This is a genomic window from Streptomyces barringtoniae, from assembly GCF_020819595.1.
GTDB classification, from domain to species: domain Bacteria; phylum Actinomycetota; class Actinomycetes; order Streptomycetales; family Streptomycetaceae; genus Streptomyces; species Streptomyces barringtoniae.
In genome coordinates this window covers 1-17667 of record NZ_JAJHNP010000034.1, presented here as the reverse complement: position 1 = coordinate 17667, position 17667 = coordinate 1, and the positions used below count along the sequence as shown (strand labels likewise).

General features: G+C 68.7%; 15 protein-coding genes and 3 pseudogenes. 6 read left to right on the top strand and 12 right to left on the bottom strand.

What is annotated here, in order from left to right; all coding sequences use genetic code 11:
- Positions 1–73 precede the first annotated feature (73 nt).
- On the top strand, positions 74–1375 hold the full coding sequence (locus LMU33_RS38505; RefSeq protein WP_228626386.1) for an MFS transporter: 1302 nt from the start codon (positions 74–76) through the stop codon (positions 1373–1375).
- 146 nt (positions 1376–1521) lie between these two features.
- Positions 1522–2496 (top strand): aldo/keto reductase, encoded by a 975-nt coding sequence (locus LMU33_RS38500; RefSeq protein WP_228626384.1) that lies wholly within the window; start codon positions 1522–1524, stop codon positions 2494–2496.
- A gap of 281 nt (positions 2497–2777) precedes the next feature.
- Here the strand turns inward: LMU33_RS38500 and LMU33_RS38495 are convergent, their stop codons facing one another.
- Positions 2778–4100: a hypothetical protein gene (locus tag LMU33_RS38495; protein WP_308280843.1), complete on the bottom strand. Its 1323-nt coding sequence runs from the start codon at positions 4098–4100 to the stop codon at positions 2778–2780.
- 494 nt (positions 4101–4594) lie between these two features.
- On the opposite strand from LMU33_RS38495, the pseudogene LMU33_RS42140 reads away from it, so the two are divergent.
- Positions 4595–5044, top strand: a pseudogene (locus LMU33_RS42140) (transposase); the annotation flags it as partial.
- A 178-nt stretch (positions 5045–5222) separates the two neighbouring features.
- Positions 5223–5498, top strand: a pseudogene (locus tag LMU33_RS42135) (transposase); the annotation flags it as partial.
- On the opposite strand, the gene LMU33_RS38490 reads toward LMU33_RS42135, so the two are convergent.
- Positions 5395–5742: a YidH family protein gene (locus tag LMU33_RS38490; protein ID WP_228626380.1), complete on the bottom strand. Its 348-nt coding sequence runs from the start codon at positions 5740–5742 to the stop codon at positions 5395–5397. The pseudogene LMU33_RS42135 and the gene LMU33_RS38490 sit on opposite strands and share 104 nt — an antisense overlap.
- 107 nt (positions 5743–5849) lie before the next feature.
- Here LMU33_RS38490 and LMU33_RS38485 point away from each other — a divergent pair, with 107 nt between their 5' ends.
- Positions 5850–6935: a sulfite oxidase gene (locus LMU33_RS38485; protein WP_228626379.1), complete on the top strand. Its 1086-nt coding sequence runs from the start codon at positions 5850–5852 to the stop codon at positions 6933–6935.
- A 315-nt stretch (positions 6936–7250) separates the two neighbouring features.
- Here the strand turns inward: LMU33_RS38485 and LMU33_RS38480 are convergent, their stop codons facing one another.
- The 6 genes from LMU33_RS38480 to LMU33_RS38455 all read right to left on the bottom strand — a co-directional run bounded on the left by LMU33_RS38480 (position 7251) and on the right by LMU33_RS38455 (position 14163).
- Positions 7251–8291 carry a YVTN family beta-propeller repeat protein gene (locus LMU33_RS38480; RefSeq protein WP_228626377.1) on the bottom strand — a complete coding sequence of 347 codons (1041 nt, stop codon included), beginning with the start codon at positions 8289–8291 and terminating at the stop codon, positions 7251–7253.
- Positions 8292–8342: 51 nt separating this feature from the next.
- The gene (locus LMU33_RS38475; protein ID WP_228626457.1) at positions 8343–9596 is read right to left on the bottom strand and encodes a Dyp-type peroxidase; all 1254 of its coding nucleotides are present in this window, start codon (positions 9594–9596) and stop codon (positions 8343–8345) included.
- A gap of 221 nt (positions 9597–9817) precedes the next feature.
- Positions 9818–11308, bottom strand: a complete 1491-nt coding sequence (locus tag LMU33_RS38470; RefSeq protein ID WP_228626375.1) for an MFS transporter — start codon at positions 11306–11308, stop codon at positions 9818–9820.
- A gap of 31 nt (positions 11309–11339) precedes the next feature.
- Entirely contained in the window at positions 11340–12257 is a 918-nt protein-coding gene (locus tag LMU33_RS38465; protein ID WP_228626373.1) for an NAD(P)-dependent oxidoreductase, read from the bottom strand.
- Positions 12254–12919 (bottom strand): aldo/keto reductase, encoded by a 666-nt coding sequence (locus tag LMU33_RS38460; RefSeq protein WP_228626371.1) that lies wholly within the window; start codon positions 12917–12919, stop codon positions 12254–12256. Before LMU33_RS38460 ends, LMU33_RS38465 begins: the two co-directional genes overlap by 4 nt.
- A gap of 233 nt (positions 12920–13152) precedes the next feature.
- The gene (locus LMU33_RS38455; protein ID WP_228626369.1) at positions 13153–14163 is read right to left on the bottom strand and encodes a LysR family transcriptional regulator; all 1011 of its coding nucleotides are present in this window, start codon (positions 14161–14163) and stop codon (positions 13153–13155) included.
- Between the two features lie 190 nt (positions 14164–14353).
- Here LMU33_RS38455 and LMU33_RS38450 point away from each other — a divergent pair, with 190 nt between their 5' ends.
- Entirely contained in the window at positions 14354–14866 is a 513-nt protein-coding gene (locus LMU33_RS38450; RefSeq protein WP_228626367.1) for a VIT1/CCC1 transporter family protein, read from the top strand.
- A gap of 21 nt (positions 14867–14887) precedes the next feature.
- Here LMU33_RS38450 and LMU33_RS38445 read toward each other — a convergent pair whose 3' ends face one another.
- The 4 genes and pseudogenes from LMU33_RS38445 to LMU33_RS38430 form a co-directional block, all read right to left on the bottom strand.
- Positions 14888–16330 carry a multicopper oxidase family protein gene (locus LMU33_RS38445; RefSeq protein WP_228626365.1) on the bottom strand — a complete coding sequence of 481 codons (1443 nt, stop codon included), beginning with the start codon at positions 16328–16330 and terminating at the stop codon, positions 14888–14890.
- Complete coding sequence (locus LMU33_RS38440) at positions 16288–16779, bottom strand: transposase (protein WP_228626363.1); 492 nt, start codon at positions 16777–16779, stop codon at positions 16288–16290. Before LMU33_RS38440 ends, LMU33_RS38445 begins: the two co-directional genes overlap by 43 nt.
- 89 nt (positions 16780–16868) lie before the next feature.
- Positions 16869–17060 (bottom strand): annotated as a pseudogene (locus tag LMU33_RS38435) (hypothetical protein); the annotation flags it as partial.
- 46 nt (positions 17061–17106) lie between these two features.
- A complete protein-coding gene (locus tag LMU33_RS38430) occupies positions 17107–17562 on the bottom strand; it encodes a hypothetical protein (protein ID WP_228626361.1) in 456 nt (151 codons plus the stop codon).
- Positions 17563–17667: the final 105 nt, after the last annotated feature.

Genomic DNA, 17667 nt, shown 5'->3' with positions numbered 1-17667 from the left:
GAACGGCGGTGAACGAGCGTTCCCCCTGCTTCCCCCGCCGACGGAATCCACCGTCAAAGATCGGAGTGCTCTGATGTCAGTGACATCGGCCATGGGTCCGCACGCGAACCGTGTCTCCGCCCGACAGGCCCGCGCGCACGAGGAGACACACGCCGCTCGCAGGTACGGCGCAGGGTTCTGGACGGTCGCCGCGGTGTTCGTGACGGCGATGGCGTTCTCCACGGTTCCCACCCCGCTGTATCCCCTCTACCAGGCCCAAGACGGGTTCTCGACCTTCACGGTCACCGTCGTGTTCGCGGTCTACGCCATCGGGGTCCTGACCAGCCTGTTGCTCGCCGGGCACATCTCGGACTGGCTGGGCCGCAAGAAGGTCATGGCGTCTGCGCTGGCACTGGAACTGCTCGCCGCCGCGCTGTTCCTGGCCACGCCGTCTCTGCCGGTGCTGATCGTCGCCCGGCTGGTCACCGGTCTCGGCGTCGGCATGCTGACGGCGACCGCCACCGCGTATCTGCAGGAGTTGCACAGCGCCCACCGGCCCGGCGCCTCGACGCGGCGGTTCGAGATCGTGTCGACCGTCGCCAACATCGGTGGCCTCGGGCTGGGACCCATCACCGCGGGAGTGCTGGCCCAGTACCTCGTCGAGCCGCTCCGACTGCCGTACGCGGTCTTCGTCGTACTGCTGCTGACCGGAGTGGCTGCCATCGCCCTGACCCCCGAGACCGTCCGCAGGCCCGCGGTCAGGCCGGCCTACCGGCCCCAACGGGTCCGGGCCGCCCACGGCGACCGTGGACATCTCGCCGCCGCCGCGGCCGGATTCACGTCCATGGCCGTGTTCGGGCTCTTCACATCCGTGGTCCCAGGCTTCCTCGGTGGGGTCCTGCACCAGCCGTCCCGTGCGTTGGCCGGACTGGTCGTATTCGCGGTTTTCGGAGCCGCCGCGGCGGCCCAGACGGGTACCGGCCGGCTCGGCACCCGGACGCGCTGGTACCTCGGGCTGCTCGCCCAGGCGGTGGGCATGACCGTTCTCGCAGTCGGTATGCGCCTTGGGAGCCTGCCCGTGTTCCTGCTCGCGGGGACCATCGCCGGAGCCGGTGCCGGTGTGCTGTTCAAGTCCGCCGTCGGACACGTGGCCGCCATGGCCGCCCCGGCTCAGCGCGGCGAAGCCCTCGCCGGCCTGTTCCTCGCCTCGTACCTCGGCCTGGCCCTGCTGCCCGTCGGCCTGGGCGTTGCCAGCCGGTCCATGAGCCTGACCGATGCGACGACGTGGTTCACCGTCGTCGTGCTGACACTCCTCGCCGCCGTCGCCGTACGGACGAGCCGCCACGGTCCCGGCACGGCTGCCGAGACGCCAGGCACGTTGCGACGGCGATCATGAGGGATCACCCGGTGGGCGTCGGCGCCGTGGCCGCTGTCTTCGGCATCGGGCATGTGATCGCCACCAGAACCGGCTGACCGATGAACGGGCCTCCTGCCCCGAAGTATCAGAAACACCGAACGACCAATGACGCACGGAGGACAACCATGCGGAGCACCACACTGGGATCGACCGGCCTGCAGGTCTCCCGTATCGCCCTCGGCACCTGGCAGCTGGGGGGCGACTGGGGCGCCTTTGCCGAGGACGATGCCAAGGCCGCCATCCACCGGGCCCGCGAGCTCGGGGTGAACTTCTTCGACACCGCCCAGGCGTACGGATTCGGTGCCTCGGAAAGGCTGCTCGGTGCCGCGCTGCGGGGCGAACTGCGGCGTCGGCGCGACGAGTTGGTGATCGCCACCAAGGGTGGTCTGCGCAGGACCGCTACCGGCATCGCCCGGGATGCGAGTCCCGGGGCGCTGCGCGAGGGTGTCGACGCCAGTCTGACCGCGCTCGGCGTCGACCACATCGACCTCTACCAGGTCCACTGGCCGGACCCGAAGGTGCCGTTCGCCGAAACCGCAGGTGCACTGAAGGAACTGGTCGAGGCGGGCAAGATCCGGCATGTCGGCGTGTCCAACTACTCCGCCGAGCAGATGGCCGAGTTCTCCCGCACCCTTCCGGTGGAGACGCTGCAACCGCCGTACCACCTCTTCCGCCGCGAGATCGAGGACACCGAGCTGCCCTATACCCGGCAGCACGGCATCGGTGTCCTGGTCTACGGGCCCCTCGCGCACGGCTTGCTATCGGGCATCCTCTCCAAGGAGACCGTCTTCCCTGCCGACGACTGGCGGGCGAAGAGCAACGTTTTCCGAGGCGAGACCTATGGGCGCAACCTCGCTGTCGTACGCGAGCTCCAGGAGTTCGCCGCATTCCGCGACATGACGGTGAGTCAACTGGCCGTCGCGTGGACGCTGGCTCAGCCGGGAGTGGACGTGGCGATCGTCGGTACGCGGCGCGCCCACCACGTCGAGGACAGCCTCGCGGCGGCAGACCTGTCGTTGGACGAGGCCGACCTGAAGGAGATCGACTCGATCATGGCCGCGGCCGTCCCCGTCGCCGGCCCGTCCCCGGAGGGTGTGTGACGGCTGGGCGGGAGGGGAATGGGCAGACGACGGTCGCTGTCGTGGACGCCGCTGCCATGCGTGCCCCATCGCGCAGAATCTGTCGCATGCCGGGTTCGATGTGCTGGTGTGGGACCGGACCCGGCAGAGAGCCGAGGCGCTGGCTGATGGCGGCGCGTACGTCGCCTCTCCTCGGCCGGGGCAGCTCAGGACACCGAATTCCCGATCACTATGCTGACCGATGGCCCCGTCACCGACACGCGCTGACCACACCGGCTACGCCGCCCTGCCCTCTTGGTCCGTCATGCCTGGGGCATTGCCGCGCCTGACTCCTGCTCGCCGGACGGAGCTCCAGGCTTGAGGACGACGGAGGTGTAGTGGTTGGCGAAGAAGTACGAATAGGACAGGGCTTCGTCGATGTTGCCGAACTGGTTGCTCATCATGGACATCAGCGCGGTCGTGCGGGTGCCGTCGCTGGCGTAGGCGGTGAACTGCCGGTTGGGTGGCAACCGGGTGGCCCCGATGGTGACTTCGTTGATGCCTGGGAGTTCCCGGATCAGGGCCGTGCCCTGGCCGGAGCTACCCGAGACGCGCAAGGCGAGGATCTGCGTGCGCATGCCCAGTCCTTGTCGGCCCAGGTTGTGTGTGCTGGTTGCTGGCGTACTGCGCGCCACGTACACCAGTGCCATGGGCGACTGGCCGATGTGAAGGGTCTTGATCACCGAGTTCGTGTGTGTGTCGATGACATCGACCGCGTCGGAGTTCTGCAGGGCGACGTAGATCCTGGTGTTGTCGGGGCTCGGCCAGATGCCGTGGGGACCGTGGCCGTTGTTGTGGATGGTCTTCACCAGCGTGGGCGGCGCCCCGTTGCGCGATCGGCGGTAGACCAAGGTCTCGTTCAGCCCGCCCACGGTCTGGTAGGCATAGTCGACGCCGCCAACCGTGACGAAGTTGGGGTGGTTGGTGCGCGGCCCGGTGCGCAGCACCGCCTCCACGCGGTAGGTGGCCGCATTGAGCACGGCGGTGGTCCGGCCGTTGGTGGGCATGCCGAGCCAGATGTCCCGGCCGTCGGGTGAGATGGCCTCGTCGGAAGACCCGCCCGCCTCCGCGGGGATCGGCACGCGCCGGATGATCCGGTGGGAGGCCACATCGATCACGTCCAGCACCAAGGCGCGCAGGTGGTTGACGTAGGCAAATTTGCCGTCGGGGCTGAAAACCACCTTCGACGGCCCGTCCTCGGTGGGAATCCGCTCGACCTCCTTGCCCGCCCGCCAGTCGATCACCGAGATGTAGTTCTGGCCGCGCACCGCCACCCACAGCCGGGTGCCGTCGGGAGAGAAGAACCCCTCGTGCGGCGACCGGCCGACGTACACGGTGCGCACCACCTTGTTGGTCCCGGTGTCGATGACGTGGACGGCGTTGGTGGTCACGTCGATCACGTTGAGCCACTTTCCGTCCCGGGAGAAGCCCAGGCCGTGCACGTCGATCTGCCCGTCGTACATGGCACCCAGCACGTCCGCGCTGGGGCTCAATCGCGGCTTGCCCAGGGCGATCGTGCCCAGCACCGTATTCGTCGCCGGATTGATCACACTCACCGTGTTGGAGGCCTGGTCGGCGGTGTACACCCGGTCGTTCCCCGAGATCTGCTGCGCCCCGGGCAGCGCCGGAGCCTGTATCGGCGTGCCATGCGCTGAGGGGCTGGCGTTTGACCCAACTATGAGGCCCTGCACCGGATCCAGGGGGGAGGACGCGGATTCCAGCGTCCCGGGCGTCACGCAGGCGGTGATTGACGCGTATACGACCATCACTATGAACGTGTGGGTGAAGGTAGCTCTTATACCCATGTTCACTCCTTGTGGTCACGTCGCTGGCGGATGACCCGCACTGCAAGCTGCCGTGGCGCTTGAGTCGTGAGGACGGCGCCGCGTGGCGTGAGAGGTTTCGCGGCAGGCCTGGTCGCCGTGTTCGGCAATGGCTGCTAGCGAGGGCAGTGCTTGTCATCGTGGTGCCGAGGTCACCTTGATGACGCCTGACGCTGGTCACCCGGACCGCCTCGAGCCATAAGGGAATCTAACTGACAATTTAGACATACTCACCTTGGCCGGAGGCCTTCACTCGGATGGGTCATCTGTCGGCGAATGGCGAACGACTGCACGACCAATCAGGTTTTCGCGCGGTGTACGCCGAACGGGTTCACGATGGTTCGCGACGGGTCGACCGCAGCTGCGATCGCAGGTCAGACGGGGCAGTAGCCCGCGCGGTCGGCGGAGCGAGTTTGGCCGGTGCGCTGCCCGGTCTGTCCTGGAGGCAGCACATTCGCTACGTCGCCACGACATGTCAGTCACCTACTGGGGCCGTCGTGCGCACCGCTCTCCCGGACGCCCTCGTGGTCGTCGACCACTTCCATGTCGTCCAGCTCGCCAACAATAAGCTCTGCCTGGTGCGGCGCCGCACCACTGCCCAGGTCCGCGGGCGGCGCGGACGGGCCACCGATCCGGAGTGGAAGGCCAGACGACGCCTGCTATGCAACCGTAAGGACCGCACCAACGAGCAGTTGGCATGGATGTGGAACCCCTTGTTCGACGAGAGGGAGGATCGGGTAGATGCTCCTGAGCGCATGGATCGCCACGGAGAACCTGCGCACCCTCCTCGCTCTGGCCCGTACCGGCACCGACAGCCGCAAGTCGGCCACACCCGCAGGAAGTTCCTGACCTGGCTCGTCGGACTCCGACAACCTCGAAGTCCGCACCCTCGCCGCCATCGTCGACCGCTGGTGGCCCGAGAGCGCCGCGTTCATTGACGCGGGTCACAGCAACGCCCAGAGCGAGGGCATCAATCGTGTGATCAAGCTCGTCGCTCGCAACGCGTTCGGATTCCGCAACGCCGACAGCCGGCGTCAACGGCCTGGCCGCACTGACGTCACCAGAGCAGCAATAGGGCGGCAGCGAGTGCGACGGTCAGTACGGCGCCTGCAGTCAGTGGTCCTCCGGTTCGGCTGGCGGCGAGAAGTCGTTCGTGCCTGATATCGGCTGCGGTGTTCCGGTAGCGCACTGCGGAGTAAGCCAGCCCAGCCGCTCCGACAGCCATCAGTAGAGCGCCTGCGGCCAGTGAACGGGTACGGCTGTCGTCGACGAACTTGGCCACGGCCAGCCCTAGCGCCATCACGTTTGCGGATGTGCGCAGCCATGCGAGGTAGGTGCGCTCGTTCGCCAGATGATCTCGGGCGTGGGATGGATCTGTGTCGTCCCCGGGGCGTTCCTTACCCATGACTCGCTCTCCTACTGGAGGCTGCGGCGATGCGCATTCTGTCGCGGTCGCCGAAACCGAGGGGGATCGAAGGTGCCGCTTGGAAGAACTTCGAGCATAGTGGCGATATGGGCATATGGGGCAAACGGGACGACATGATCGTGCACCAGACCGAGCCCTACAACGCTGAACCACCTCCCGGCGCACTCGTGGACCTGGTCACCCCTCTGGACACCTTCTATGGCCGCAACCATGCCCCGATCCCTCGCGTGGACGGGGCGAGCTGGCGACTACGGGTGGACGGCACGGTCGACCGCCCGCTGGAATTGTCGCTGGACGAACTGCGCCGTCGCTTCCCCGAACGGAAAGTGCTCGCCACTTTGCAGTGCGCGGGCAACCGCCGCTCCGACCTCATGGAGTTCCGCGACATACCCGGCCAGGTCCCCTGGGGCCCCGGAGCCATCTCCACGGCATGGTGGACCGGTGTGAGCCTGGCGGATGTACTGGCAGAGGCAGGGCTGCACGCAGAAGCGGCCCACATCGCCTTCACCGGTGCCGACGTGTCACAGGACGCCGACCCACCACAGCCCTTCGGCGCCTCCATACCGGCGGCGAAGGCCACCTCCGACGAGGTGCTCCTTGCCTGGGCGATGAACGATCAGGCTCTTCCCGTCGCGCACGGTGCCCCGCTGCGCGCCGTCGTCCCGGGCTACATCGGCGCCCGCAGCGTCAAATGGCTCCAGCGCATCACCGCACAGACTGAGCCGTCCGACAACTACTTCCAGTGGGAATACAGCCTCCTGCCTCCCGAGGCAGACCCCCACAAGGCAGGACCAGGCGACGGCATCACGCTCGGGCCGGTCGTCATTCACATCGCCATCCTGCGGCCTGGCAAGAGCGCCCAGCTGCCGTCCGGAGCTACCGAGGTCGTCGGCGTGGCCTTCGCCGGCGACGACCGCACGGTGACACGCGTGGACGTGTCCGCCGACGGTGGTACCACGTGGGTCCACGCCGATCTGAACGCACCGGACAACCCGTGGACGTGGCAGCACTGGCGCGCCACGCTCACCCTCCCGGCGGGGGAGACGGAAGTCCTCGCTCGCGCCTGGGACTCCGCCGCAGCCGTACAGCCCGAGTCCCCAGCGACGGTCTGGAACCCGAAGGGCTACGCCAACAACGCCTGGGCCCGCCTCCACGTCACCTGCGACCGCTGAAAGCCGGGCGGCCGGGCCGCAGATCCTGGCGGCACGACGGTGAACCCGAGGACACCTCTGCACCGCTCACCTTTGAAGACCCGGCTTGACGGAGCGTGGCGCGCGAAGTCAGGTGCTCCAGCAGGGCAAGATCGACCTAGGTAAGCAGCGGAGAGAGCCGCGAGGCACTGTTCGCCCTGGAGGAGTCAGCGGAGACGGCTCGTGATCCGCCCTCCAGCGGAGCGCGGACCGGGATCTGGCGCGACTGCCGCACGCGACTCCCCGTGAGCGGTGTGATACTTCCTGGGGCGAACCCGTTCGTCGTGATCGGCTGCCTCAGCTCACCGCCACCCCGTACGGCTGGGCGCCCACGGTGACCGTCGCGACGACCTTGTGGGATGCGGAATCGACGACGGCGAGGGTGCCCGCTCCCTGGTTGGTGACGTAGATCGCGTTGTGGGTGACCGCCAGGTTGAACGGGTCGGTGCCGGGCGGGCCGAGGGTGATGGTCGCCGAGACGTGTGTGCTGCCGGTGTCGATCACGGAGACGTTGCCGGGACCGAGGTTCGCGGAGTAGGCGTAGCGGCCGTCCGGGCTGATGGCGACGTCGAAGGGGCCTGTGCCGACGTTGACGGTGGTCGCCTTGCCGCTGTCGGTGGCGATGGCGAGGACGTGCGTCCCGACCTCGTCGGCGACGTAGGCCGCCTTGCCGTCCTTGGTGACGGCGACGGCCACCGGGGAGCGACCCGCTGGGAGCTGCCGGGTGACCTTGTGGGTGCCGGTGTCGATGACCGACAGGGTGCCCGATCCGGCGTTCGCGACGTACGCCTGGGTGCCGTCGCGGCTGAGGGCCACGTTCACCGGGGACCTGCCGACGGGGATGGTGGCTGGGGCCCGCTGGGTATGGGTGTCGATCACGGAGACGGTGTTCGAGGTGCCGTTGGTGACGTAGAGGGACCCGCCGTCCGGGCTCAGGGCGACTCCGGTGGGGCTCTTGCCGACGGGCACCGTGGCGACGGTCTTGTAGGTGCGGGTGTCGAGGACCGAGACTCGGGCCGAGCCGCTGTCTGCGACGTACAGTCGTCTGCCGTCCTTGGCGACCGCCACGCCCTCGGGCGCCCTGCCGGCCGGCACGGTCGCGACCACCTTGTGGGTGTGGCCGTCGATCACCGAGAGGGTGTCGTCCTGCTGGTTGGTGACGTAGACGCGGCTGTCCGCGCGGGCGGCCGCGGGCGGCAGGTCCGCGGCCACCGTGTGCACGGAGGCGGTGGGCGCACAGAGGACCATCAGCGCGGCAACGCCCGCCGCGAGGACCGGCCGTGGTGTCCCGCCGCGGCTTCGGCGGCTCGCTGCTGGGGTCCGCGCGGCAGACAACATCTCGCCTCCTGTGCGCAGTGCCGTGGTCCGGTCCGATGTTGCGGCCCGGTATCAGGTCAGCAGCCCGCGGGCGTAGTAGTCACTTTTGTCCCGGACGCCGGGGAGCGTGAAGAAGTAGCCTCCCCCCCGAGGGCTGATGAAGGGCACGAGTGCTTCGTTCTGCAGCCGGGTCTGCATGGCGATGTAGGTGTTGAGTTCCTGCTGGAAGCAGTTGAACGCGTGTCCCATGTCGAGCTCGGGAAGGTTGGGACTGCGGTCGTAGTCGAAGCTCCGGCGCAGGATGGTGCTGGTCGCCGCGGTCTCCGGGGTCTGGGGGTTGGCAAGCCGGATATGGCAGTTGAGCGGGGTGATGAGTCCCTGGGGGTCGTTCGTGTAGATGGGGTCGAACTTGTCGTTGTCGTTCTCGCCCAGCGCGTACAAGGGGGCGCCGCTCGCCTTGCGACGGCCGAAGATGCGCTCCTGCTGGGCGACGGGCACCTTCTGCCACGCCTCGATGAAGAAGTGCACGATACGCACCACGTGATAGGTGCCGCCCGCGGTCCAGGCCGGTTCGGCGCTCTTCGGCTGGACCCAGACCGCCTGGTCCATCTGGGAGGCGCTGGTGGTGTCGACGTTCGAGATGCCGTCCTTGAAACCGAACCAGTCGCGCCGGACACCGACAGGGCGGTGCGGATTGCGCTGGCCGTCGATGCGCCAGCGCAGTTTCGCCGCCGACTTGGTGTGCATCAGGATGTCGAGCAGGGCGTTCACCGTCGTGTCCCGGTTGTCGGCGCATATCTGGAGCAGCAGGTCCCCCTGGCTCAGCGCCGGATCCAGGTCGTCATGCTCGAATGCCTTCATCGTGACGAGCTGGACCGGCTTCCGGGCGCGCAGACCGTATCGGTCGTCGAAGAGAGAGGCGCCCACGCCCACGGTCACCGTGAGACCGTCCGCCACGACCGTGGGTCCGAGGATGCCCGAGCTTGACGGTGCCGCAGTCGGAGACGTTTCGGGCGGTCTTCCACCCGCCGTGAGGAAGCGTGCGCGCGCAGTCAGTGTGCGGAACAGCTCGGTGAGTTCCTTGCGGCCGGACGCGGTGACGTCGAGCGCGACAAAAATGGCGACCCGTTGCGGGTGAGGAGGAAGGGCGATGCCCGCCTGGTGGTAGCCATGGAAGGGGATCGTCCGGGACGTGGGTTCTGCGTCGGCCTCGGGCGCTGTTGCGCCGGCCGCTGTACCGCCTCTGAGGGCGGTTTCGCCGGCCGTTCCGACCACGAGGCCTGCAGCGGTGCCCTGCAGAAACGTCCGCCGGGCGAACGCCCCCATCGGGCATTCCGTCCCGCTCCATTCCCTGTCCGGAGACGTATTGCCGGTCATGACGCCCTCCATCGACCGAACATCCACCGAGCGTCTGCTTCATACGCTATTTCGGACACGTCGGTCCCACCACTGGGAGCACGACGGCATGGCGAGGTCACGCCGTGGAGATTCGGGCGAGCAGGCGTGTACGCGAAAGTGTCTCCGCCGCCAAGCTTCATTGACATGAGTCAGGCGACACCGTGCCGCGGTGCCCCGAGCCAGGTCTTCAGCGCCACGAGCGTGGCGAGTACGGCCGTCAGCAGCCCGGCGAGCATGGCTGCTCGATCGCCGACTGCCATGGAGGTGTGCCTCGTTCGGTCGACCGCGTCGGCGACCGCGGGAAGCAGCGCCGCCCCCGTCGCGGCACCCAGTTGCCGACTGGTGTTGATCACTCCGCCGACCAGGCCCTGGTCACGGTCGGCGATTCCGGCGCTCGCGGTGACCATGCTGCCGAATGCCATGCCGGCGCTGCCGAATCCGACGAGCATCACCGCCGCGAGCGGCAGGTGGGAACCGCTGACCATGGGGAGCTGGGTCAGGGCGGCGAAGCCGGCTGTGGCGGCTGTTCCGGCCACCACCAGCACGCGTTGAATGCCGAGGTGCCGGGTCAGCCGTGCGCCCAGTAGGCCGGTGGCCAGTCCGACCATCCCCTGCGGAGCGATGCTCAGCCCGGCATCGAGCGGCGACATGTGCAGCACTTGCTGGAGGTATCCGGAGAGCACGAGCATTTCACCGCCGGTCCACATGCCGAGCAGCAGCATGAGAGTGCTGGCGTTGCGCAAGCCGTAGGTGTGCAGCAGCGCCGGACGCACGAGCGGATCGGCGTGCCGGTGTTCGTTCGCCGCGAAGGCCGTGCCAGCCAGGATGGAGAGTGCGAGCGGGGCCAGCACGGGGACGGAGCCGATACCGGTGGTGGCGATCTGGGAGACAGCGAAAACCAGGGCAGCCACGGCCAGGGTGATCAGGACCGCACCGACGGCGTCCAGCTTCCGACCGGCACGCGCCAGTCTCGACTCCCGCAGGACATGGGGGGCCAGCAGCAGGGCGGCCAGCCCCACCGGAACGTTCACCAGGAACACCGAACGCCAGCTGAGGAACTCCACCAGTACGCCGCCGAGCACCTGGCCGGCGACGAAACCGATGGACGCCGTCGCACCGTACAGCCCAAGTGCTCTGGTCCGGCGCGGGCCTTCGGCGAAACCCGTGGTGATGAGTGACAGCGCGGCGGGCGCGACCATCGCGGCCCCGGTGCCTTGCACCACGCGTGCGGCGATCAGCAGTACCGGGTCGCGGGCGAGCCCGCCGGCCAGGGATGCGGCCGTGAACACGCCGATTCCCGCGAGGAACAGACGCCGGCGCCCGTAGAGGTCGCCGGCTCGGCCGCCGAGGATGAGCAGGCCGCCGAAGGCGATGGCATAGGCCGTGACCACCCACTGGACCGAGGCTGCCGAGACGTGGAGTTCACGCTGGATCGACGACAGGGCGACGTTCACGATGCTGAAGTCCAGGACCACCATGAAGGCGGTCACCAGGATGAGGGCCAGCCCCAGCCGTCCATGCGCGCCCGTTCCGGTGGCCGTGCCGGGGTGGTCGTGGTGGTCCGTGCTTGTGCAGTCGTGGAACCGCGTCGTGGCGGCGTACGGCGAGGAGGGGCCGATGGGCCCGGTGTGTGTCCTCATGGCCGTGCAACCCTTCGTCGGGCCGGTTCGATCACGCGGTGATGTAGACCGCGGACAGGTCGTCGTCGGCGTGCTCGAGGGCGGTGTGCCGCCAGCGGGGCAGCAGCGCTTCGGTGAGCGGCAGGTGGGTGCCGAGGCCGTAAGCGGCCTGTACGGCCAGTTCGGCGTCCTTGACCGCGTGCTTGAGGGCGAAGGCGGGGGTGAAGTCGCCGGCGAGCATGGTGGTGGCCTTCTGTACCGCATACGGCGAGCCGAGCGGGGTGGACTGCAGCAGTTCCACGATCGAGGCGGGGTCCAGGCCGAGCCGGCCGGCGAAGGACAGAGCCTCCGCGGTGGCTTCGACGAGGTCTACGAGCCAGCTGTTCAGCACCAGCTTCGCCCTGGTGCCGTCGCCGGCCGGTCCCAGCCAGACGGTGGCTCGGCCCAGTGCGCCGAACACCGGGTTGAGGACGTCACGCACCCGATCGGGACCGCTGGCCAGGATGATCAGCTGTCCGGCCTCGGCCGGTCCCTGGCTGCCGGAGACCGGGGCGTCCACGAACGTCACCCCGTGGCGGGCGGCGGCCACGGCGAGCTGGGCCGACCAGCGGGCTCCGATGGTGGCCATCTGCACCCAGATCAGTCCGGGGCACCGGGCCAGGAACCCGTCCGGGCCGTTCGCGGCCCGTTCGGTGGCCGGCCCGTCGGTGAGCATGGTGATGAGGATTCCGGCGCTCTGGGCCGCTTCCGCAGGGGTGTGTGCGACGAACGCTCCGTGACCGGCCAGGGCGGCGGCACGGCTGCTGGTTCGGTTCCACACCCGGAGCTGGAAGCCGCCCCGGGCCAGGTTCACGGCCATGGGGCCGCCCATCCGCCCGGTGCCCAGGAAGGCGATGACGGGTGTCTTCGGGGCGCGGCCGCCGAGGGAGGCCGGTGTGTTGGCCGGTGATGTGGTCTGGGTGGTGGTCATGACATTGCCTCCAGGATGGGATCGCCGAACGGGATCGTGGCGGTCGTGATGTGGTCGGTCTCGGCCAGGTCGGACCGGCTGAGGTGACGGTGGCGGGCGCCGAGGCTCTGCGCCAGGTGGGCCGGGGTGCGGCCATCGACGATGGCGACCTGAACGGCGGGGCAGCCCGGCAGGTCTGATTCGATGTCGCGGCGGAAGAGACGGTGGGGCGGCTGGACGGTTGCCACCGGCAGCACGGTGGCGAAGTCGGCCATCCGCCCCAGGGTGCAGTCGGAGACCCTCAAGTGAGGGAGCAGGCCTTGCGCCACCAGTTCAGCGAGCGCAGCAGCGCCGGCCTCGACACCCTTGTGCAGCCATGCCGGACCGACGTCGTGGACCAGCCGGTCCCCGTCCCTGCGCAGGTCGCCCTTGGCGGCGATCACGACCGACTCGCGGGCCGAGCCGAGTTCGTCTGCCGCTGCCACTCCGAGCGGCCACTCGGAGCCGCCGGACCCGTAGGCCCGGGCGGTGTCGAAGAAGTTGGCGCCCAGCGGCCTCGCGTATTCGATCGGCTGGAGCGCGGCGGGCTTGGCCATGGGTCCCCGGTCCGCGCCGTACTGCCATGTGCCGCACGCGACAGGCGTCACCGCCAGGCCGGATGCGCCCGGTCTCACCGTCTGCATGTCGAACCCCTTGGTGGGTGGAATCTCCTGCCTCGACGCTCACACCCGCCGGAAGCCGCCGGTAGTGGCCCAGTGCTTGCCGGGATACAAACCGTTCCTGTAGCGGTCAGGCGTCACAGTCCCCGAGGGCTGCCCAACGCTGCCCGACGGGGCGGTCGGCCGATGCCGGAGGCCGGGGACAGGCTGGCGACCGCAGACGCACGCAGAGAATGCGTGGTGCGGGTTCGGCGATGTCAGGAGGCAGAACGGCGGGAGATGCCGGCGTCGGTGGCCGGCTCCGGGCCGAATGCGGGCCTGCGTGTCCGCCAAGGTTGATCGCGGCGGGTGATGTGAGCGATCAGGTCCCGTGCCACACCGCTCGGCGGGGTGGAGGCGCCGTCCCAGATGACGCGCAGAGTCCTGCGCAGGTCGAGCTCCGGTGTCCGCACCGGCACGAGCCGGCCTGTGGCCAGATCGTCCTCGACGGCCAGTTCGCTGATGACGGCTGGTGCGGTGCCGGCCAGTGCGGCCGCGCGCACAGCCGCCGTGGTGGGCAGCGCCAGCGCCGGGACGACCTGGGGGGCGCCAGGACCGAGCACCGCGGCCAGAGCAGCGGTGAGGGTGTCGAGGGTGCCGGAACCGACCTCGCGGCTGACCAGCGGTGTGGCGGCCAGCTCGGCGGCGCCGACCGGTCGGCGCCGGTGGGCCCAGGGGTGGCCCGGAGTGACGACCACGGCGAGAGTGTCGTGGCCTACGACCCTGCCATGGAGCCCGGCCGGCCGCTGAGGGCCCTCGGTGAAGCCGATGTCCGCCGTGCCCTCGGTGACGTGGGCGATCACCGTGGTGGTGTTGATCGCGGTCAGCAGGATCTCGGGCGCTGTGCTTCCCGGCCGCTGTGCCGCACGGAAGGACGACAGCCAGCCCGGCAGGAGCTGCTCCGCGATGGTCAGGCTGGCGCTGACCCTCAGCCGGTCACGGCGGTCGGCGCGCAGAGCGGCGATCCCGGCGTCCATCTCCGCGGCGACACCCAGCAGGCGGGCGGCCCATTCCGCGATCACGACACCTTCGGCGGTCAGTCTGGAGCCGCGCGGGCTTCGGTGCACCAGCGTGACGCCGGTCTGGGCCTCCATGGCCCTGATCCGCGCCGAGACCGCCTGCTGGCTCACCCCCACCGCCCGGGCGACGCTGTTCAGGCTGCCCTCCTGGGCCACACCCAGCAACAATTCCAGCGCGGCCAGGTCGGGAACATGCGTACTGAGAGCCATGAGCCGCCCTCCCAGCTGCAAGCCGGGGTTGTATCCCCTCAAGCCTACGGCCGCTACCGCAGCGGACGGGCCTCTGCGAGCTTCGAAGACACGACCCGCTCTCCCCGCCCCCGGGAACAACGGGACGCGCTTGCTCCCCGGCCTCTCCCTCGAGTCCCTGACGGGGCAATGATCAGCCAGGAGACACACCATGACCGCCACCACCACGGCAGTGAGCCCTTCCGAACACCAAGTCGAGCGATCGTTCCTCCTGCAGCGGGCGCAACCCGCCATGAACGGCCTGATCGACGGCTCGCTGTCCACGCTGGCCCCGATCTTCGCCGTAGCGTTCGCCACTCAGCAGCCGCGTTACGCGTTCTTCGCCGGACTGGCCACCGCCATCGGCGCCGGTGTCAGCATGGCCTTCTCCGAAGGCCTGTCCGACACCGGAGACCTGACCGGCCGCGGCAGCCCCTACCTACGCGGAGCGATCACCGGGGCGGGCACCTTCCTCGGCGGAGTGCTGCACACCCTGCCCTTCCTCATCCCTCAATACCGCCCCGCGCTGGCGGTGGCACTGGTCACGATCACCCTCGAACTGGTGACCCTGGCCTGGATTCGCTGGCGCTTCTTCAAGACGGGCTTCCTTCGCTCGTTCGTCTCGATCGCGATCGGCGGAGCGGCCATCGCCGGCGTCAGCGCCGCGCTCGGCGCCGCCGGCTGACCCCGCTCGCAGCGCTGTGTGTCACTTCTCGATGTCCAGCACCGCCATCATGCCCCGGTCCTCGTGGTTGAGGATGTGGCAGTGCAGGACGGTCTTGCCGGTGTAGTCCTTGAAACGCATCCGGATGACGAGCCGCCCGTGGGCGGAGACGTTCGCGACGTCCTGCAGGCCGTGGCTCTGGTGCGCACGGCCGTTGATACTCATCAGCTGGAAGTGATTGGTGTGCACGTGGAAGGAGTGTTCCTCGTTGCTTTCGTTGACCACGGTCCACTCCTCGACCGTGTTCAGCTTGGCCCGCAGGTCCACCCGGTTGGGGTCGAACTGCTTGCCGTTGATGTAGAACTTGGTGCCGGCCGCGTTCTCGGAGAACACGACGGTGCGCCGCACGGCGATCTTCTCGTGGGCCAGATCCACGGTCGGCGCGAAGGACGAGGTGGGCAGCGTCGCCGGTCGCGCGGAAGGCCCTGCGGAGACCAGGGTGGCCAAGGTCGCCTGCGGGAAGGAATTGCCGCCCGGTCCGGTCTGGTACGGGAGCGTCTCCAGCTCGGTGCGGCCGGCCGGACCGCCCTGTACCAGTACGTCGAAGCGGGCCCCGGCCGCGAGGAGCAGCGAGTCGGCCGTCCAGATGCGGTCGACGGGTGTCCCATCGTGCGCGATCACATGGAATTTCTGGCCCCGCAGGCGGACCTTGTAGTAGATGTTGGCGCTGATGTTGGCCAGCCGCCACAACTGGGTCTCACCCGGGCGGATGCGGATGACCGGATTCAGCTGGCCGTTGACGGTGCGATGGGTGGGCGCGCCGATGTGCAGACCCTGGGTCTTGATGGCATCGCCCTGGAGCTGGAAGTCCTTCAGCGCGATGACGCGCTCGGTGATGTGGTGCAGGTTCGCCGGAAGGTACTGCTGCAGGCCGTCGACGATGAGGATGCCCGACATGCCACCGGCGACCTGCGACGCGGAGGTGTGGTGGGGGTGCGGGTGGTACCAGTAGGTGCCGGCGCGCAGCGTCTTGGGGAACTGGTAGGAGTAGTGGAAGGTTTCGCCCGGATGGATGTGGAGGAAGATGTTGTCGGCGTCGCCGCTCGGTGACACATGGAGACCGTGCACATGCAGGTTGGTCTCCTCGCCGAGCGTGTTCTTGAAGTCCAACTCCATCTTGTCCCCTGGCCGGATCCGCAGCGTGGGCGGCATGTAGCTGCCGTTGTAGGTGAGCGCCCACAATGCGTGGCCGCCGAGGTTCACGCGCCGTCTCTCCACGACGAGATCCGCCCGCAGCAGCCCGTTGTGGCTGACCAGTTGCGCCGGTTCCCGCAGCGGAGCACCCTCGGCGAACGAGGGCGAGGGCGACGGCGACGACATCATGGACGACGACTGGGACGGGGCGCTGGTGCAGCCGCTCATCAGGGCGCCGACGGCAAGGATCAGCGCCATAGTGATGCGAGGCAGCGTGGATCGGGATCGCATGACGTCTCCAGTGATGGACATCCAGGTCTCGCGTAGCTCAACACCACGAAACCCCCGGGGGCAGCCACCCGCGCCCTGGCTGGACCGTTCGAGCGATGCTCTGCACCTGATGCCACCAGGGATGCGATGACACGGCCTCCGCAACAGCGACGACCACGTTCGCCCTTTGATTGCCCGCACCCGGTCCGGTCTCCTTCGGGGTCGCCCACGACCGAGCCGGGGCAGTCGGATCGCCCCCGATCCCCGCCCAGGTGCCGTCGCGCTACCGGGCGGAACTGGGCGTGGGCCCGGTCCCAGGGCTCGTACCGTTCCGGAACATCGTGCCAGGGGACACTGGTCCGGGTCCGCCACCGCATGCCGTCCATCAGTTGCCGTCGTGTCCAGACGGGCGGACGGCCCGGCTTGATGCCCTGCGGCAACAACTGCTCCGTGGCCGGCGGAGAACTCATGGGTGTTCGCGCTGTCTGGTGCCGCTCCCCGACAGTGCTCGTCGTCAGGGCTGAGCAGGCGGGGACGGCCTCCTGCCCACCGAGACATCTCACGACACCAACGTGTCAAGCGGCAGCGGCCAGTTCAGAGGGGTACGTAGGTGTTCGTCGAACAGTCCGCCGGTCTGGAGGCAGTGGTAGAGCTGCCCCATCAGGCGGTTGAACAGGTGTCGCTGGGCGTCTGCACGCCAGTCCCCTTGTTCGCGTCGACGACGGTAGTGGGCGTCGGCTCCGGGCGAGGATCACAGGGCTGAGAACGCCGCGGACGTGACCCGTCGTGGTGGTGGTTCAGTTGGGTGGTGTACGGGTGATGGATCGGTTCCGGATGGGTGTACTGACGGGCGGTCGGGCAGCGCGGCGTTGTCTGGTCGCGCTCACTTGCCAGATGGCGAGGAGCAGCAGCGTGCCGGTTTCGGCGAGGAGGCTGAGGACGGCTTGTGGTGCCGGTTGCAGACCGCGCTCGGTGAATCCGAACACGCCTACGGTGCGCGAAGCGGTGAAGCCGACGAGGGCGCCGAGCGCGACGCCTGCCTCGGAGATCCTCAGCAGCGGGGGTGGTGTCCCGATCAGCAGCAGGGCAGCGAGGGCGAAGGATGCGCTGGCCTGGAGCAGGAACAGGGGGCCGATGATGTGGATGAAGCGGTACCCGTCGATGTAGAGCTGGGCGTGGATGTATCCGCCCGCGGCGAGGGTTGCGGCGGTTGCCGCCCGCAGGGTGGGGACGAGGAATCTTTGGGTGTTCATGCCAGCCTCCGGTCCTTGATGGCCAGTTCGCGGTCGCCTTGGCGGTAGCCGACGCTGCGGATGCCGAGTGCGTCCTTGAGCTGCCGGGCAGGGACGACCTGGGGC